General features: G+C 52.5%; 18 protein-coding genes. 13 read left to right on the top strand and 5 right to left on the bottom strand.

The window, feature by feature from the left end:
* The first annotated feature begins 114 nt into the window (after positions 1–114).
* From rhaD to rhaM, 7 genes are all read left to right on the top strand, one after another.
* Complete coding sequence (rhaD, locus tag KP80_RS13680) at positions 115–945, top strand: rhamnulose-1-phosphate aldolase (RefSeq protein ID WP_052284204.1); 831 nt, start codon at positions 115–117, stop codon at positions 943–945.
* Between the two features lie 91 nt (positions 946–1,036).
* On the top strand, positions 1,037–2,023 hold the full coding sequence (gene rhaS / locus KP80_RS13675) for a rhamnose ABC transporter substrate-binding protein (RefSeq protein WP_052284203.1): 987 nt from the start codon (positions 1,037–1,039) through the stop codon (positions 2,021–2,023).
* Between the two features lie 100 nt (positions 2,024–2,123).
* Positions 2,124–3,629: a sugar ABC transporter ATP-binding protein gene (locus tag KP80_RS13670; RefSeq protein WP_052284202.1), complete on the top strand. Its 1,506-nt coding sequence runs from the start codon at positions 2,124–2,126 to the stop codon at positions 3,627–3,629.
* Positions 3,630–4,634 (top strand): ABC transporter permease, encoded by a 1,005-nt coding sequence (locus KP80_RS13665; RefSeq protein WP_052284201.1) that lies wholly within the window; start codon positions 3,630–3,632, stop codon positions 4,632–4,634.
* The gene (locus KP80_RS13660) at positions 4,631–5,635 is read left to right on the top strand and encodes an ABC transporter permease (protein WP_052284200.1); all 1,005 of its coding nucleotides are present in this window, start codon (positions 4,631–4,633) and stop codon (positions 5,633–5,635) included. Before KP80_RS13665 ends, KP80_RS13660 begins: the two co-directional genes overlap by 4 nt.
* A gap of 69 nt (positions 5,636–5,704) precedes the next feature.
* Positions 5,705–6,853: a lactaldehyde reductase gene (fucO, locus tag KP80_RS13655; protein WP_052284199.1), complete on the top strand. Its 1,149-nt coding sequence runs from the start codon at positions 5,705–5,707 to the stop codon at positions 6,851–6,853.
* Complete coding sequence (gene rhaM / locus KP80_RS13650) at positions 6,850–7,164, top strand: L-rhamnose mutarotase (RefSeq protein WP_052284198.1); 315 nt, start codon at positions 6,850–6,852, stop codon at positions 7,162–7,164. The genes fucO and rhaM overlap by 4 nt, the downstream gene beginning before the upstream one ends.
* 46 nt (positions 7,165–7,210) lie before the next feature.
* Here rhaM and KP80_RS13645 read toward each other — a convergent pair whose 3' ends face one another.
* Positions 7,211–8,602, bottom strand: a complete 1,392-nt coding sequence (locus KP80_RS13645) for a carbohydrate porin (protein ID WP_052284197.1) — start codon at positions 8,600–8,602, stop codon at positions 7,211–7,213.
* A 360-nt stretch (positions 8,603–8,962) separates the two neighbouring features.
* Complete coding sequence (locus KP80_RS13640; RefSeq protein WP_052284196.1) at positions 8,963–9,511, bottom strand: helix-turn-helix domain-containing protein; 549 nt, start codon at positions 9,509–9,511, stop codon at positions 8,963–8,965.
* Positions 9,512–9,625: 114 nt separating this feature from the next.
* On the opposite strand from KP80_RS13640, the gene KP80_RS13635 reads away from it, so the two are divergent.
* Both KP80_RS13635 and KP80_RS13630 read left to right on the top strand, forming a co-directional pair.
* The gene (locus KP80_RS13635; RefSeq protein ID WP_156315665.1) at positions 9,626–10,276 is read left to right on the top strand and encodes an AzlC family ABC transporter permease; all 651 of its coding nucleotides are present in this window, start codon (positions 9,626–9,628) and stop codon (positions 10,274–10,276) included.
* Positions 10,276–10,599: an AzlD domain-containing protein gene (locus KP80_RS13630; RefSeq protein WP_052284194.1), complete on the top strand. Its 324-nt coding sequence runs from the start codon at positions 10,276–10,278 to the stop codon at positions 10,597–10,599. The genes KP80_RS13635 and KP80_RS13630 overlap by 1 nt, the downstream gene beginning before the upstream one ends.
* A 41-nt stretch (positions 10,600–10,640) precedes the next feature.
* Here KP80_RS13630 and KP80_RS13625 read toward each other — a convergent pair whose 3' ends face one another.
* Positions 10,641–10,853 (bottom strand): DUF1471 domain-containing protein, encoded by a 213-nt coding sequence (locus KP80_RS13625; RefSeq protein WP_052284189.1) that lies wholly within the window; start codon positions 10,851–10,853, stop codon positions 10,641–10,643.
* A 318-nt stretch (positions 10,854–11,171) separates the two neighbouring features.
* Here KP80_RS13625 and KP80_RS13620 point away from each other — a divergent pair, with 318 nt between their 5' ends.
* From KP80_RS13620 to KP80_RS13605, 4 genes are read left to right on the top strand one after another with little or no spacing between them, the layout of a single operon-like run.
* Positions 11,172–11,618, top strand: a complete 447-nt coding sequence (locus KP80_RS13620; RefSeq protein WP_052284193.1) for a PTS fructose transporter subunit IIA — start codon at positions 11,172–11,174, stop codon at positions 11,616–11,618.
* A gap of 10 nt (positions 11,619–11,628) precedes the next feature.
* Positions 11,629–13,074, top strand: a complete 1,446-nt coding sequence (locus KP80_RS13615; protein ID WP_052284192.1) for a PTS fructose-like transporter subunit IIBC — start codon at positions 11,629–11,631, stop codon at positions 13,072–13,074.
* Positions 13,064–14,134 (top strand): aminopeptidase, encoded by a 1,071-nt coding sequence (locus KP80_RS13610; protein ID WP_052284191.1) that lies wholly within the window; start codon positions 13,064–13,066, stop codon positions 14,132–14,134. Before KP80_RS13615 ends, KP80_RS13610 begins: the two co-directional genes overlap by 11 nt.
* Positions 14,134–15,879 (top strand): putative frv operon regulatory protein, encoded by a 1,746-nt coding sequence (locus KP80_RS13605; protein ID WP_052284190.1) that lies wholly within the window; start codon positions 14,134–14,136, stop codon positions 15,877–15,879. Before KP80_RS13610 ends, KP80_RS13605 begins: the two co-directional genes overlap by 1 nt.
* Before the next feature lie 48 nt (positions 15,880–15,927).
* Here the strand turns inward: KP80_RS13605 and KP80_RS13600 are convergent, their stop codons facing one another.
* A complete protein-coding gene (locus tag KP80_RS13600; RefSeq protein ID WP_052284189.1) occupies positions 15,928–16,140 on the bottom strand; it encodes a DUF1471 domain-containing protein in 213 nt (70 codons plus the stop codon).
* 128 nt (positions 16,141–16,268) lie between these two features.
* Positions 16,269–17,018, bottom strand: a complete 750-nt coding sequence (gene fdhD, locus KP80_RS13595) for a formate dehydrogenase accessory sulfurtransferase FdhD (RefSeq protein WP_231625928.1) — start codon at positions 17,016–17,018, stop codon at positions 16,269–16,271.
* Between the last annotated feature and the right edge of the window lie 290 nt (positions 17,019–17,308).

The following is a 17,308-nucleotide window of genomic DNA, read 5'->3' as shown; positions in this document are numbered from 1 at the left end:
TGACCCTCCTCCTCTCCCTAAAAGGGAGAGGGGAAAACCCACACCAATAACAGTCATTGCCAGCCCGATAGGCGCTGCGCCATCGGGCATCAAAGTACACAGGACAACAAGATTATGCAGAAAATTACCGATTCCTGGTTCGTCCAGGGGATGATCAAAGCCACTTCCGACGCCTGGTTAAAAGGTTGGGATGAGCGGAATGGCGGCAACCTGACCCTGCGTCTGGACGAGGTCGATATCGCGCCATTCACCGCCGATTTCCACGCGAAACCGCGCTATATCGCCCTGAGCCAGCCGATGCCAATGCTGGCTAATACGCCGTTTATCGTGACCGGTTCCGGTAAGTTCTTCCGTAACGTTCAGCTTGATCCCGCGGCAAATCTCGGCGTAGTGAAAGTCGATAGCGACGGTGCGGGCTACCATATTTTGTGGGGGCTGACTCACGAAGCGGTACCAACCTCCGAGCTGCCTGCGCATTTCCTGTCACACTGTGAACGTATCAAGCTGACCGATGGTAAAGACCGCGTGATCATGCACTGCCACGCTACCAACCTGATTGCGCTGACCTACGTGCTGGAAAACGACAGCGCGCTGTTCACCCGCAAACTGTGGGAGGGCAGCACTGAGTGTCTGGTGGTCTTCCCCGACGGCGTCGGCATTCTGCCGTGGATGGTACCGGGTACCGATGAAATCGGTCAGGCGACCGCCGTTTCGATGCAGCAGCACTCCCTGGTGCTGTGGCCGTTCCACGGCGTCTTTGGCAGCGGTCCAACGCTCGATGAGGCTTTCGGTCTGATTGATACCGCCGAAAAATCTGCCGAAGTCCTGGTGAAGGTGTACTCGATGGGCGGCATGAAGCAGACCATCACCCAGCAAGAACTGATTGCCCTCGGCCAGCGCTTTGGCGTGACCCCGATGGCCAGCGCGTTAAATCTGTACAAGTAAGAACATCGCATAACCCCTGCGGGCAACGATCCGCAGGGGAAAAATTCTGTTACCTGCAAACCAACTAACTCAAAACCGTGGAGTACAAGCAATGAAAATAAAAGCAAGCTTCATCCTCACCGTTGCCGCCCTGGCGTTGTCCGGTTCCGCTTTAGCTGAAGTGAAAATTGCCCTGGTGGCAAAGTCATTAGGCAATGGATTCTTTGAGGCCGCAAACGTCGGCGCTCAGGAGGCTGCCAAAGAGTTAGGAGATGTTAAAGTCATTTATACTGGCCCCACTACCACCACTGCCGAAGCACAGATCGAAGTGCTTAACGGGTTGATCGCCCAGGGTGTCGATGCGATCGCTATTTCCGCCAACGATCCCGATGCGGTCGTCCCGGTGCTGAAAAAAGCCATGCAGCGTGGCATTAAAGTCGTGTCATGGGACTCCGGCGTCGCCGCCGGCGGGCGTCAGATCCACCTGAATCCATCAAACAACCAGCTTATTGGCGAAACCAACGTCAAGCTGGCTGCCGATGCGCTCAAAGCGCTGAACGTGGATAAGGGGGATGTCGCCATCCTCAGCGCCACGCCAACCTCGACCAACCAGAACATCTGGATTGCCGAGATGAAGAAAGTATTACCGAACTACCCGTCAATTAATCTGGTGACCGTAGCCTATGGCGACGATCTGTCAGATAAAAGCTACCGCGAAGCGGTTGGCCTGCTGAAATCCTATCCCGATCTGAAAGTCATCGTTTCACCCTCGTCCGTCGGCATTGTCGCTGCCGCACAGGCGGTAAAAGACCAGGGCAAAATCGGCAAAGTGTACGTCACCGGGCTGGGGCTACCGTCTGAAATGGCGGGCGCAATCAAGTCCGGTGCCAGCAAAAGTTTCGCCATCTGGAACCCCATCGATCTGGGCTACGCCGCTACCTATCTTGCCGATGATCTGGTCAAAGGATCCGCCACGAAAACCGAAGCCAGCATGGGCAAACTGGGCAAAGTGAAGTTGGATGCTGACGGCAGCGGCGCGATGTCTGAGCCGTTCGTCTACGATGCCAGCAATATTGATAAGTTCTCAAAAATCTTCTGATGCGTTTTGTAGACCGGATAAGCCCCGCGCCATCCGGCAAACCGGCGGGTGGCGCTCTCGCTTACCCGTCCTACAAAACCTCCCACGATGGAGAACTATCATGTCGACACCTTTGCTACAGCTTAAGGGGATAACCAAAGTTTTCCCCGGCGTGCGCGCGCTTGAAAATGTGCAGCTCGATCTTTGGCCCGGAAAAGTCACCGCCTTAATCGGTGAAAACGGCGCGGGAAAATCGACGCTGGTCAAAGTCATGACCGGCATCTATCAGCCCGAAGAGGGTGAAATTCTCTATAAAGCCATCCCCATTTCGCTACCGACGCCGGATTCGGCACACAAAATCGGTATCACCGCTATCCATCAGGAAACCGTACTGTTCGATGAACTGTCGGTCACCGAAAATATTTTTGTCGGCCAGTATCTGTATAAAGGCTGGTTAAAAAAGCTCGATTGGCCCGCCATGCACCAGAAAGCGCACGCCATCTTAAGCCGCCTCGACGTGCAGATTGACCCACGCGCCATACTGAAAACCCTTAGCATCGCCCAGCGCCATATGGTCGCCATCGCCCGAGCGCTGTCGTTTGAAGCACAGGTGGTGATCCTCGACGAACCGACTGCCGCCCTATCCCAGCATGAAATTCTGGAGTTCTACCAGATCGTTGAGCGCTTAAAACAGGAAGGTAAAGCCATCCTGTTTATCTCGCATAAGTTTGATGAAATCTTCGAGCTGGCCGATCACTACACTATTTTGCGCGATGGCGTGTACGTCGGCTCCGGTACGATAAACGACATTACCGAAGAACGCATGGTCGCCATGATGGTCGGGCGCGCGATTACCCAAACCTACCCAAAAATCGCCTGCGAGAAGGGCGAGACGGTGCTGAAAGTCAACGATCTCTGTCACCCCACCGAGTTTGCCCATATCAATTTTACGCTGCGTAAAGGTGAGATCCTCGGGTTTTATGGTCTGGTCGGTGCCGGACGGACCGAGCTGATGCAGGCGCTTTCCGGGGTGACACATCCGTCATCTGGGCAAATCGTGCTTAACGGAAATACGGTCAATTTCCGCCAGCCCGCCGACGCCATCAACGCCGGGATTGTCTGCGTGCCGGAAGAACGACAAAAGCAGGGCGCGATTATCGAGCTGCCTATCGCGCAGAACATCAGCCTGCCGCAATTAAGCAAACTCAATCCTCGCGGCGTGCTCAACGATGCCCGCGAGTGGCAGTTAGCCGACGAGTACGCGCGCCGCCTGCAGGTAAAAGCCTTTAGCTGGCGACAGCCGGTGGAGACGCTTTCCGGCGGGAACCAGCAAAAAGTGGTGATCGGAAAATGGCTGGCCACCCATCCGGACGTCATCATCCTCGATGAACCGACCAAAGGTATTGATATCGGCTCCAAAGCTGCGGTGCATCAGTTTATGTCTGAGCTGGTGGCGCAGGGACTGGCGGTGATTATGGTGTCGTCGGAACTGCCGGAAGTAATGGGCATGGCCGACCGCATTATCGTTATGCATGAAGGGCTGATAGTCGCCGAATATCAAGCTGGCGAAGCCACCGCAGAAACCATCGTCAGCGCCGCAAGCGGTGCAGGTAAGGAGGCAGCATAAATGTGGCAATCCTTATTTAAGCATCGCGAAGCGCTGCTGGCGGGCGTCATCATTCTGATGGTGGCGGTGATTGGCAGCCGCGTCCCATCTTTTGTTTCCCCGGGTAATCTGGTCGAGATGTTCAACGATACCGCCATCTTAATCATCCTCGCGCTGGGGCAGATGATGGTGCTACTGACCAAAGGTATCGATCTGTCGATGGCCGCCAACCTGGCGCTCACCGGGATGATTGTCGCTCTGCTCAATTTCCACTACCCGGCTATTCCCGTTTGGGCGCTGTTGCTGCTGGCAACCACCCTGGGGCTGGTGATGGGAATGATTAACGGCCTGCTGGTCTGGAAGCTGGGCATCCCTGCTATCGTGGTAACGCTGGGCACCATGAGTATCTACCGGGGCATTATCTTCCTGCTCTCCGACGGCGGCTGGGTGAATTCACACCAAATGAGTGCCGATTTCCTCGGCCTGCCGCGCGCCGCGCTCCTGGGTTTGCCGGTGCTGAGCTGGTTCGCCATCGCTGCCGTCGTTCTGGTCGGCTATTTCTTGCGGTTTAGCCGTACCGGGCGTGCACTGTACACCGCCGGCGGCAACGCCACTGCGGCGTACTACACCGGAATCAACGCCGGGAAAATGCAGTTCGTCAGCTTCTGCCTCTCCGGTGCACTGGCCGGGTTCTGCGGCTACTTGTGGATTTCGCGCTTTGCCGTCGCCTATGTTGACGTCGCCAACGGCTTCGAACTGCAGGTGGTAGCCGCCTGTGTGATTGGCGGCATCAGTACCATGGGCGGCACCGGCCGCGTCATCGGTTGTCTGTGTGGGGCGCTGTTCCTCGGCATTATCAACAATGCCCTGCCGGTGATTGGCATTTCGCCATTCTGGCAGATGGCCATTTCCGGCACGGTGATCGTGGTGGCGGTGCTGTTGAATGAACGCGGTAATAAGCGCAAAGGACGGCTGATTCTGCGCGATGCCGCGCTGGCTCGACAAAAACAGGCGGTGCGCTCATGAGCAAAATTATGATGCCGGAAGAGATTAAAACCGAGATCGCTGCGCCGTCGTTTGTTCAGCGACTGCTGTGTTGGGAAGGCTTTTTACTGGCAGTTACCCTGCTGGTATTTGTCGTCAACGCCCTGGCGTCGCCGTACTTCCTTAATATCTGGAATCTCTCGGACGCCACGTTCAATTTCACCGAGAAGGCAATCATCGTGCTGCCGATGGCGATGCTGATAATCGCTCGCGAAATTGATCTATCCGTTGCGTCAACCATCGCTTTGAGCTCAACGCTGATGGGCTTTTGCGCCGCTGCTGGCGTCGACACTCCACTGTTGGTTTGCGTGGGGCTGGTCGTTGGATTGCTGTGTGGTCTGTTTAATGGCCTGCTGGTGACACGCTTTAACCTCTCCTCCATCGTCATCACCATCGGCACCATGAGCCTGTATCGCGGGATCACCTACATTCTGCTGGGCGATCAGGCGCTGAATAAATATCCGGAGAGTTTCGCCTGGTTTGGACAGGGCTACGTGTGGGGCGCGCTGTCATTCGAGTTCGCGCTGTTTATCGTACTCGCCGCCCTGTTTGCCTTCCTGTTACACAAGACCAACTTTGGCCGTCGCACCTACGCCATCGGCAATAACCCGACCGGCGCCTGGTATTCCGGGATTAACGTCAAGCGTCACAACCTGATGCTGTTCGCGCTGGTCGGTCTGATGTCGGGGCTTGCGGCAGTGCTGCTGACTTCACGTCTGGGCAGCACGCGCCCAACCATCGCCATGGGCTGGGAGCTGGCAGTGGTGACGATGGCGGTATTGGGCGGCATCAATATTCTTGGCGGTTCCGGCAGCATGGTCGGCGTGATTATTGCGGCATTCCTGATGGGGCTGGTCACCTTCGGCCTGAGCCTGCTTAACGTGCCCGGCATCGTAATGTCGATAATCATCGGCGCGATGCTGATTGTGGTGATTTCGCTGCCGATCATCACCCGTCGGATCACGCAGCGGCGACGAATTTAAATTTCCCCCTCACCCCACAGGATGAGGGGAAGACAGGATTTCACAAAATAGGTATCAAGGAGAAACACCATGAGTTTTATGTTAGCACTGCCAAAAATCAGCCTGCACGGTGCGGGCGCTATCGCTGATATGGTTAACCTGGTTGCCGGGAAGCAATGGGGCAAAGCGCTGATCGTCACCGACGGTCAGCTCGTGAAGCTCGGCTTACTGGACAGCCTGTTCACCGCATTAGACGCACATAAAATGTCTTACCATCTGTTCGACGAGGTTTTCCCCAACCCAACGGAAGAACTGGTGCAAAAAGGTTATGCGGCATATCAGGCGGAGTCTTGTGACTATATCATCGCCTTCGGCGGCGGTAGCCCGATAGACACCGCCAAGGCGATTAAGATCCTCACCGCCAACCCTGGTCCCTCCACCGCCTATTCCGGTGTTGGCAAAGTGGTCAATGCCGGAGTGCATTTGGTGGCCATCAACACCACCGCCGGTACCGCCGCAGAGATGACCAGTAATGCTGTGATTATCGACACCGCGCGCCAGGTGAAAGAAGTCATTATTGATTCCAACATTATCCCGGATATCGCAGTAGATGATGCCAGCGTGATGCTGGATATCCCAGCCTCCGTGACCGCTGCAACCGGTATGGATGCCTTGACCCACGCGGTGGAAGCGTACGTTTCCGTCGGGGCGCATCCACTCACCGATGCCAACGCGCTGGAAGCCATTCGCCTGATTACCTTGTGGCTACCGAAAGCCGTCGACGACGGTCATAACCTCGAAGCGCGCGAGCAGATGGCGTTTGGTCAGTACCTGGCCGGCATGGCGTTTAATAGCGCCGGTCTGGGCCTGGTTCACGCGCTGGCGCACCAGCCGGGGGCAACTCACAACCTGCCGCACGGCGTTTGTAACGCTATTTTGCTGCCAATCATTGAAAACTTTAACCGTCCTAATGCGATCGCGCGTTTTGCCCGCATCGCACAGGCAATGGGCGTCGATACGCGCAATATGAGCGATGAAACAGCCAGCATGGAAGCCATCAACGCCATCCGTCAACTGAGCGCTCGCGTGGGGATTCCGGAAGGATTCAGCAAACTGGGTGTGACTAAAGCCGATATCGAAGGGTGGCTGGATAAAGCGCTGGCTGACCCTTGCGCACCGTGTAATCCACGCACCGCCAGCCGCGACGAAGTTCGCGAGCTGTATCTGGAGGCATTATGATCCGCAAAGCCTTTGTGATGCAGGTTAACGCCAACGCACACGAGGAATACCAGCGACGCCATAGCCCAATCTGGCCAGAGCTGGAGGCCGTGCTAAAAGCACACGGTGCCCACCATTACGCTATTTACCTCGATAAAGAGCGCAACCTATTGTTCGCCAGCGTGGAGATCGAATCCGAAGAGCGCTGGAACGCGGTTGCCAATACCGAGGTGTGCCAGCGTTGGTGGAAACACATGGCTGACGTGATGCCCGCCAATCCGGATAACAGCCCGGTGAGCGCAGAGTTAAAAGAGGTGTTTTACCTGGCTTAGTGCGCTAAAAGTAAAAGGCCTCTGCTTGCAGAGGCCTTTTATGGCATTAGAAGTAGTATTTGAAACGAACGCGTGCACCGTAACGATCGTCAGATCCGGTACCATTATGGTTATCGCCATCGCTATCCAGGATGGAGTAATACGCGCCGAGATAGATATTAAAGTTCTGCATATCCATGACGTTAGCAAACTGATACGACGCATGGAAAGTATGAATATCATACGTCCCTTCATCGTTAATCCAGCAGTCGTTGTCGCACACGACGCCCGCATAGTCGTCAACCTTGTTATGGGCGTAAATGTAGCCCAATTCAAAGCGTTTCCACAGCACGTTAGCCGCCGCGGTAAAGTCTTTTTCGTTATCCGCATCAAGGTAGGCGGTGTTCGCGTTAATCACGACGCCATCATCCGGATCGCTCTTCAGCCCGTTCCAGGTCATGGTTAAGCCGTAGCCCGTACGGTCAGACTGGTCGACAAACTGTCCCTGGCCGTTGGTATAGCCGTAAGCGTTATTAATAACGTTACTTTCCATACCCGCAGATACGGTGAAATTATCCGTTGCAGACCACGCCACAACGGGACGCAGATAGATGACGTTTTTCTGCTGATCGATATCACGCCCGTGATATTGCTGATCCTGGTACAGCGAAGTACCGTCTTCCATCAGGGTGTTTAATTCAAAGTACCAGTTATCAATCTGCTTGCTCATCAGGAAATTGCCGCCAGAATCAGAACGACCACGACCTTCTTTCATCATGTAAATATAGCCGCTGCCGTCGTCATAAAGATCGTTCGCGGTATTTCCTGAATGTTCAACAAAGGTATCCTGATTAAGCGGGAACATATCGTAGGCTTCAAAACGACCCACTTTAATTTTCCAGTCATTTTCTTTACCAAAGAAGAACACTGAGTCATCGATATTCACAGAACCGGAGAGATCGCCCAGCGGCTGCGCTGAGAAGCCGGCATAATAACCGTTGTCTAATTTACGCGTACCATCAAAACCGAGCAGTATACGGCCATTTACATCCCATTTTTCATTCGAGGGATCGCTGCCATTCGGATTCGTCATAGCCAGTACGCCATGATTACTTGCTGCATCCATGTTGAATTCGACATCACCATAGATTTTCAGATCGCCATAGCCTGAAAGTATCAGGTTTGGCGTTGAGGCGTTTTTCTTGGTTTCTTCCGCTGGCGTCTGGCCATTCACCGGCGTATTGCCTTGTGCGGCCTTAATCTCTTTAATTTCAGTTGCCTGCTGAACCTGCAGGTCCTGCACTTTCTGCTCCGCCTGATCGGCGCGCGTTTCTGCGGCTTCCAGACGTGTTTCTAACTGTTCCAGTCGCTGTTCCAACGTCATTTTCGTTGTTTTAGCGAAACCGGTATTGGCCACTAATAATAATCCAATAGCGATTGCTAAGGTCGATTTCTTCATTATTCACTTTCCTTGAAATAAAGAATACCTCTGAAATCCCAGGAGAGATTCCGTGCGCATTTATATAATAACGATGAATGTTTTTGTAATTTAACCAGAAAACAAAATGTTCAGACTTAAATAAACACATTTTTAAGCTGACCCAAGCACACTAGCTAATAAATTTTAGCGCGTAAACAACGGCTACTTAAAGATCGTGAGCGAGATAACACTGAAAATGAAGAAAGAGTCACTACTGTCGATAAATATCAAGGATGGTTATTTTTAAATTAAAATAATAAAAATATAATATCTGTCTAGCGATATGATTATTATTAACGGATACGATTATATATATGTATTATCGTATCCGTTCATCTTTTAATTTTGTTCAGCTACCAGCAGTGCCATTGTATCCGGCTCCAGCGCTTTGAACAGATGCTCTTCATCGGCCGGATAGCAAATATAATCTCCGGCACCCAGTTCTTCAGGCCCACTGGTTAAGCCGACCAGCGCTCGCCCCTGTGTGATAATAATGTGCTCAACCGAACCCGGCGGGTGAGGATGCGAAATTCTATCCGCACCAGGTTGGGTGGTTAGCAGATAGATATCACGACGTGCGCCTGGCGGACAGGCGGCGAGCAGCGTGGCCTGATAATTTGCCTGCTCGGCAATCACCTTAGTCCCCTCGCCACGACGAATAACCTGCGTTTTGTTCGGCTGTGGCTCAAGCAGGCGGGCAAAGGGAATCCCCAGAGCCACGCACAGCGCCCACAACGTTTCGAGGCTTGGGTTACCGTTCCCCGCTTCAAGCTGAGACAACGTAGACTTAGCAATACCGGCACGGCGAGCTATTTCAGCTAAAGACAGCCCCGTCCTTGCACGTTCACGGACCAGACTTTTTGCAATCACGCTGATTGGCTGTGTCATACACAACTCCATCGTTTTATATATCGAACAAATCGTTCGCCTTGAACTACCACTCTGATTCGTTCATTATAATGGAGATCTCGTTCGATATGGTAAACTTAGATGTCTCTGAAAATGTTCTCCTGCCTGAAAGGCGGTACGATTAAAGCCATTTTCCTCGTCTGCCTTGCCGTCGGCGTCGTGGGCGTTTCCTACGGCTCGCTGGCAATGGCGTATGGATTTCCGCTTTGGGTTCCGCTGTTGCTTTCAGTTTCTGTGCTTGCGGGCGCATCAGAATTTATGTTTATCGGTATTGTTGCCAGCGGAGGTAATCCACTCGCCGCCGCCGCCGCAGGGCTGCTGGTGAATGCCCGACACATCCCATTTGGCGTAACGGTGCGAGATCTCGTGGGGCGTCGCACCGCCAGCTTTATTGGCTGCCATATCATGAATGATGAGAGCGTCGTTTTTGGCCTCTCACAACCCACACCTGAACAGCGCAAAGCCGCATTCTGGCTATGTGGAATGGGTGTCGCACTTTTCTGGCCGCTGGGCGCACTATTTGGCGCGGCAGTGGGCAAGCTCTTACCCGCCCCAGAAACCATCGGCCTCGATGCGGTATTCCCAGCCATTTTGCTTGCGTTAGTGGTTCCCGCCTTTAAAAACCGCACAACACTTATTCGTGCCTGCAGCGGTGCTGCGCTTTCGCTGGCTAGCGTGCCTTTTGCGCCGGTTGGCTTACCGGTGCTGTTGTCCCTGTTTGGCCTGCTGGCGAGGAAAAAATAATGGAAAACATGACGCTGTTTATTGCCGGTATTGTCATTCTGTCGGTGGGAACTTATCTCATGCGCCTTGGCGGTGCAAAACTGGGAAATCGTCTGGCATTTTCAGAACGCTCACAGGCGCTACTTTCTGATGCCGCAACGGTACTGCTTTTTTCCGTCGCACTGGCGACAACATTTTATGAAGGAGAACACTTCTCCGGAATGGCACGCGTACTGGGGGTGGGATTTGCGGTTTTTCTTGCCTGGCGTAAGGCGCCGTTAATCGTGGTGATCTTTGCGGCGGCTATCGTCACAGCGCTATTGCGTCTAGCAGGTATAAACTAAAAAAGCGCCCCAGGGGCGCTCTTTCGACAGTGGCTAGCGGCTTATTTGGTCAGTTCAGCCGTCATGTGAACACGGTTACCGGTGTAAGCCTGAGTGATTTTGTAAGAGCTTGCACCTGCTTGTTCAGCCTGAGCAGCAATTTTCGCTTCTGCACCATCAATAGTAGAGGCGGTTGCGGTCACGGTTTGTGCTGCAAAAGTACCGAAAGAAGTAGCCAGAGCGATAACTGCGACGAAAGTTTTGATGCTTTTCATGATATAAACCCTTTAATTTAGTTGTTTGGATAAGGCGTGTCGCCTTGATGTGATAAATAATAGGTCACATCTTCATCAACTAAAAGCGGAAGGATTTGCTGATCTCAGTCAAAATAATTGACTTAATTTTAATCGACATTATTCCCTTCAAAAAAATCCCAAAATCTACCGTTTCACTACGTATGAACTGTGGGCTGCCGCACAAAGTCCACGCTTACTTATTAAGCAAAATGTCATAGACGGCTGACATATTGCCGCTCATCACCCTCTACGCGCGTCGTTAAAATTGGGCTTCACCTATTTTAATGGAGCCCCACCGTGCCCGCCCTTACAGCAAAGTGCATCAACCTGAATATTCAGGGCAATAGTGTGTATTCCATTCTTAAACAGCTGGCAGATATGGCTTTTCACAACGGGCATATCACCGACCGTCAGGCGTTTCTTCAAACGCTGCTGTTGCGAGAAAAAATGCACTCCACCGGATTCGGCTCCGGCATCGCCGTCCCTCATGGCAAAAGCGCCTCAGTACAGCGGCCTTTTGTTTTGTTCGCCAGAAAATCTGAGTTCATTGACTGGAAGGCCAGCGACGGCGAGGCCGTCAATTGCTGGATCTGCCTTGGCGTACCGCAAACCGGTGAAGACGCCCAGGTCCAAATCATCGGCACCCTGTGCCGAAAAATTATCCATCAGGATTTTATCAGCCAGCTGAAACAGGGCGATGCCGACCAGGTACTTGCTTTGTTAAATCAAACCTTAACCTCATAGGGAAATAGCCATGGCGTCATCCTTACGTTTAGTGGCGATCACCAACTGCCCTGCTGGAATTGCCCACACCTACATGGTTGCAGAAGCGCTAGAGCAAAAAGCCCGTGCGCTCGGCCATACGATTAAAGTCGAAACTCAAGGTTCCAGCGGTGTCGAAAACCGGTTGACCAATGATGAAATCGCCGCCGCTGATTACGTTATTCTGGCGACTGGACGCGGCTTGAGCGGTGAAGACCGAGCGCGTTTCGCGGGGAAAAAAGTATATGAGATTGCTATTTCACAAGCACTGAAGAATATCGACCAGATATTCTCGCAATTGCCTTCACATTCACAGCTTTTCACCGCAGATAGTAGCGTGAAGCTGGGTCAGCAGGATGTACCACAAGGCAGCGTGATGAGCCACCTGATGGCCGGTGTTTCAGCGGCCCTACCCTTTGTTATCGGTGGCGGTATTCTGGTTGCTATTGCCAATATGCTGGTGCAGTTCGGCCTTCCCTACACCGATATGTCGAAAAGCGCGCCGTCGTTTACCTGGGTGGTCGAATCTATCGGTTATCTGGGTTTCACCTTTATGATCCCCATTATGGGAGCGTATATCGCATGGTCGATTGCCGATAAACCCGCATTCGCGCCTGCGTTTCTGGTGTGTTACCTCGCCAACGATAAGGGCCTGCTGGGCACACAGTCCGGCGCGGGGTTTCTCGGCGCGGTAGTACTGGGGCTGGCAATCGGCTATTTCGTCCTGTGGTTTCGCAAAGTGCGCCTTGGTAAAGCACTGCAGCCTTTGCTCGGCTCCATGCTAATCCCCTTCGTCACTCTGCTGATTTTCGGTGTGCTGACCTACTACGTTGTTGGTCCTGTGATGTCAGATATCATGGGCGGTCTGCTTCACTTCCTGAATACGATTCCACCTTCCATGAAAATGGGTGCCGCCTTCCTTGTTGGGGCGATGCTGGCCTTCGATATGGGTGGGCCAATCAACAAAACCGCCTGGTTCTTCTGTTTCTCTCTGCTGGAAAAACATATTTATGACTGGTACGCCATTGTTGGCGTCGTGGCATTGATGCCGCCCGTCGCGGCGGGTATTGCCACCTACCTGGCACCCAAATTATTTACTCAACAAGAGAAGGCTGCTGCCAGCAGCGCAATTGTCGTTGGTGCAACGGTTGCCACAGAACCAGCCATTCCTTACGCCCTTGCCGCACCGCTGCCGATGATTACCGCGAATACGCTCTCTGGAGGTATTACCGGCATGCTGGTGATCGCCTTCGGGATAAAACGGCTGGCTCCAGGTTTAGGTATTTTTGATCCGCTGATCGGCTTGATGTCTCCAGTAGGCGCATTTTATCTGGTATTGGCGATTGGTCTGGTACTCAACATTTTGCTCATCATCATTCTGAAAGGATTGTGGCTCAGACGTAAAGCCACGCAGCAGGAGCTATCCCATGAACATTGAGTTACTACAGCAGTTATGCGAAGCCACCGCCGTCAGCGGGGATGAACAGGAAGTTCGCTCAATTTTAATTCACGCCCTGGAAGACTGTGTTGACGAAATCAGCTTTGATGGTCTCGGCAGCTTCGTTGCCAGAAAAGGGGCTCGCGGGCCAAAAGTCGCCATCGTCGGCCATATGGATGAAGTGGGCTTTATGGTGACTCACATCGATGAAGGTGGATTTATTCGCTTCACCACCATCGGCGGTTGGTGGAATCAGTCGATGCTTAATCACCGGGTGACTATTCGTTGCCGCTCAGGTGCCAAGATTCCTGGCGTAATTGGTTCCGTAGCACCACATGCGCTGACTGAAAAACAGAAACAACAGCCGTTGTCATTTGATGAGATGTTCATTGATATCGGGGCGAATTGCCGCGAGGACGTAGAGAAATTCGGCATTGCGATCGGCGATTTTATTAGTCCCGAAGCGAATTTTGCTCGCTGGGGGAAAGATAAAATCGTCGGCAAGGCGCTGGATAACCGCGTAGGCTGCGCGCTGATGGCTGAGCTCATACAGGCCGTTGATAACCCAGACATCACTCTCTACGGCGTTGGCAGCGTCGAGGAAGAGGTCGGCTTACGCGGAGCGCAAACCTCCGCAGAACATATCAAACCTGATCTTGTCATCGTACTGGACACTGCCGTAGCAGGCGATGTACCCGGTATCGACAGCATCAAATACCCGCTTAGGCTGGGCGATGGTCCGGGACTAATGCTGTTTGATAAGCGCTATTTCCCTAATCAGCGCCTGATTTATGCGCTAAGAAACTGTTCCCAAAGCAGCTGTACGCCACTCCAGTTCTCCACCATGAAAACCGGCGCGACGGATGGCGGCCGCTATAACGTCATGGGCGGTGGCCGGCCGGTTGTGGCGTTATGCCTGCCTACCCGCTACCTCCACGCCAACAGCGGTATGATTTCCTTAACAGATTACGATGCCTTGTTTACGTTAGTACACGAGCTGCTCATCTCGCTTAATGCCGAAACCGTCAACGCCTTTCGCGATTTTCGTCAGGTACCCTGATGCTCAGTGAACGCCAGCTAAAACTCGTGGACATTCTCGAACAGCGGCCCAGCTCGCTAAGCGAACTTGCACGGCAAACCGGTGTATCAAGCCGTACGATTCTGCGCGACATTGATTACCTAAACTTTACGCTCAGCGGCCGGGCCCGCATTCAGCCCGGCGGTAGTGCTGGCTATCAGCTAGATATCGCCGACAGACGCAGTTTTTTCCAACTTTTACAACGTCATGATAATGATGATCGGTTGCTGGCGTTTCTGCTACTTAACACCTTCACGCCACGAGTAGAACTTGCCGCAGCGCTGAATTTGCCTGAAACCTGGGTGGCAGAAAAATTGCTGCGCCTGAAGCAACGCTACGAGCGGGCCTTTTGCCTGAGTAGCCGTCCAGGAATGGGGCACTTCATCGATGTTCCAGAAGATAAACGCATTATTTTGCTGGCAAACCTATTGAAGCGTGATCCCCTATTAATTCCACTTCCAGGCATTACGACAGGCAATATTGAAAAACTCTACGCGGCATGTGGGGCTATTGATGCCTATCCTCAAATTTCAGGTGAGTACCTCACTAGCTTGATTCTGGCAGTCTATGCTCTGCGCAATCAGCTCACGGTCATCTGGCCAGAATCTCGTCATTTCTCATTGAAGAATGCGGTAGAGCAGGCTGACATTTACCTTAGCAATAAAACATTCAGAACGTTGACGGGCCTTCTGGAAAAACAACGGCGGCAGGCGATGGCTATCTCCTCAGATACTGTTGTCTCACTATTGCAAAGCATTCCTGGCGTCACCTCATTAAATATCATCGACGACCCGCTTATCGAAAACATTACCGGGCACCTGCTCAGATGCCTATCCGCTCCCGTGTGGCTACCAGAACATCGACAAGGCAGCATGAACAACCTGAAGGCCGCATGGCCAGCCGCTTTCGACATGAGTCTGCGTTTTTTGGCGTTGCTACGCGAAAAGCTCGATATCCCACTATTCGATAGCGATCTCATAGGGCTTTACTTTGCCTGTGCGCTGGAAAGGCATCAAAACGAACGCCAGCCCATTATTTTGCTGTCCGACCAGAATGCCATTGCAACGATTAACCAGCTGGCTATCGAGCGGGACGTCTTAAATTGCCGAGTGATGATTGCGCGAACACCTTCAGAAGTGACCGCAATGAGTCTGGAAGTGGAGCCCATACTGATCGTCAATAACAGCCACCAGTTGCTGGAGGATTCACTCAACAACGTCCTGACAATTAAAAATATCATTACATCAGCGGGTACTGAGCAGATCAAAAATTTCCTCACCACTGCCTTTATTCGCCAGCAGCCGGAGCGTTTCTTTTCGTCACAGGGCAGTTTTCACTATGCCAATACACCTGATGAATCATGGCAAAGCATTACCACTCAGATATGCAGCCAACTCACAGCGCTGGGTTTGATCACAGACGATGAAGCACAGAGAATCTGCGCCCGGGAAGAAGAAGGCGAGAATTTGATCGTCAATCATCTGGCAATCCCTCACTGCTGGAGCGAACAGGGCCGCCATTTTCGCGGATTTTTTATCACGCTAGACCACCCATTGCTGGTCAACAATGAGCCGGTACACCACCTGCTCGTCGCATGCGCTGCCGCCGACGCGCGCAGTGAGCTAAAAGTATTCAGTTATTTAGCAAGCGTTCTGTATAGCCTTCCCGCTGACATGATTCACGGGCTAACCGGCTACAACGACTTCATTGCATTGCTCAAACGGTAGAAACGAAAAAAGCGCCCCTGGGGCGCTCTTTCGACAGTAGCTAGTGGCTTATTTGGTCAGTTCAGCCGTCATGTGCACACGGTTACCGGTGTAAGCCTGAGTAATTTTATAAGAGCTTGCGCCTGCTTGTTCAGCCTGAGCAGCAATTTTCGCTTCTGCACCGTCAATAGTAGAGGCGGTTGCAGTCACAGTTTGTGCTGCAAAAGTACCGAAAGAAGTAGCCAGAGCGATAACTGCGACGAAAGTTTTGATGCTTTTCATGATATAAACCCTTTAATTTAGTTGTTTGGATAAGGCGTGTCGCCTTGATGTGATAAATAATAGGTCACATCTTAATCAACTAAAAGCGGAAGGATTTGCTGTTATCTGTCAAAATAATTGAATATAAATCAAGCACCGATTAATCGCTGTGGATGGGTATAAATCGTCGCTCTTCCCGGCTTGCAGAAACCGACCAGCGTCAGGTTGCAGCGCTCAGCCACTTCCACCGCCAGTGTGGTAGCCGCAGAGACGGCAAACAGGATCTCGACGCCGCACATCGCCGACTTTTGCACCATTTCATAGCTGGCGCGACTGGAGACCAGCGCAGCTCCTGCCTGCCAAATGGCGCCTTCTTTTGCCCGGTGCCCCAGCAGTTTGTCGAGCGCCACATGGCGCCCCACATCTTCATGTCCCCCCACCAGCTTGCCCGATGGCATAATCCAGGCAGCAGCATGAGTACAACCCGTTTCGCGACCGACCGGCTGAACGTCGTTTAAATGGTGAAGCGCATGGTCGAGGTAGGCCAAATCGAACGTCTGGCTAAAAGGCAGCGGCTTGATGGGTTTACCAATATCGTTAAGCTGTTCAACGCCGCAAACACCACAGCCCGTGCGTCCAGCAAGCGCACGGCGACGCTCTTTAAGCCCCATAAAACGGCGGCTGGAGAGTTCAATGTGAACTTCCATGCCATTACAGGCAGGAACCACGTCCATACCGAAGATTTCCCGTGGATGCTCGATAATGCCTTCAGATAACGAGAAGCCAATAGCGAATGCTTCCAGATCTTTCGGCGTCGCCATCATCACGACGTGCGAAATGCCGTTGTAGACCAACGCAACGGGAACTTCTTCAGCAAGAATGTCCTGGGTGGGTTGCATAATGTGTGGCCTTCTGAAGACAGAACGCTCGACCGCACCAATCAACTGCAGCGTGGGTTTAGGTTCGACTTCATCTTTAAAATTAAACACGGCAAATACTCTGAACAACGTCGGGAAATACGGGGCCTCTATTCCATCACAAGATGAGGGAATTGAGGCTTATTATGGATCAAGTTTGTGGTGCAATAACGCACAATTCCTATTTTTGATGCCATATCGCGAAAAAAGCCTGGCGAACGGCGCATAACCCCTAATGGTTAATGCTGTTAATAATGTCCTCAAATGCACCA

It is taken from the genome of Kluyvera genomosp. 1 (assembly GCF_001266615.1).
In the GTDB taxonomy this organism is placed as follows: domain Bacteria; phylum Pseudomonadota; class Gammaproteobacteria; order Enterobacterales; family Enterobacteriaceae; genus Kluyvera; species Kluyvera cryocrescens_A.
The sequence above is the reverse complement of the archived record's forward strand: the minus strand, read 5'-3'. Positions and strand labels throughout refer to the sequence as shown.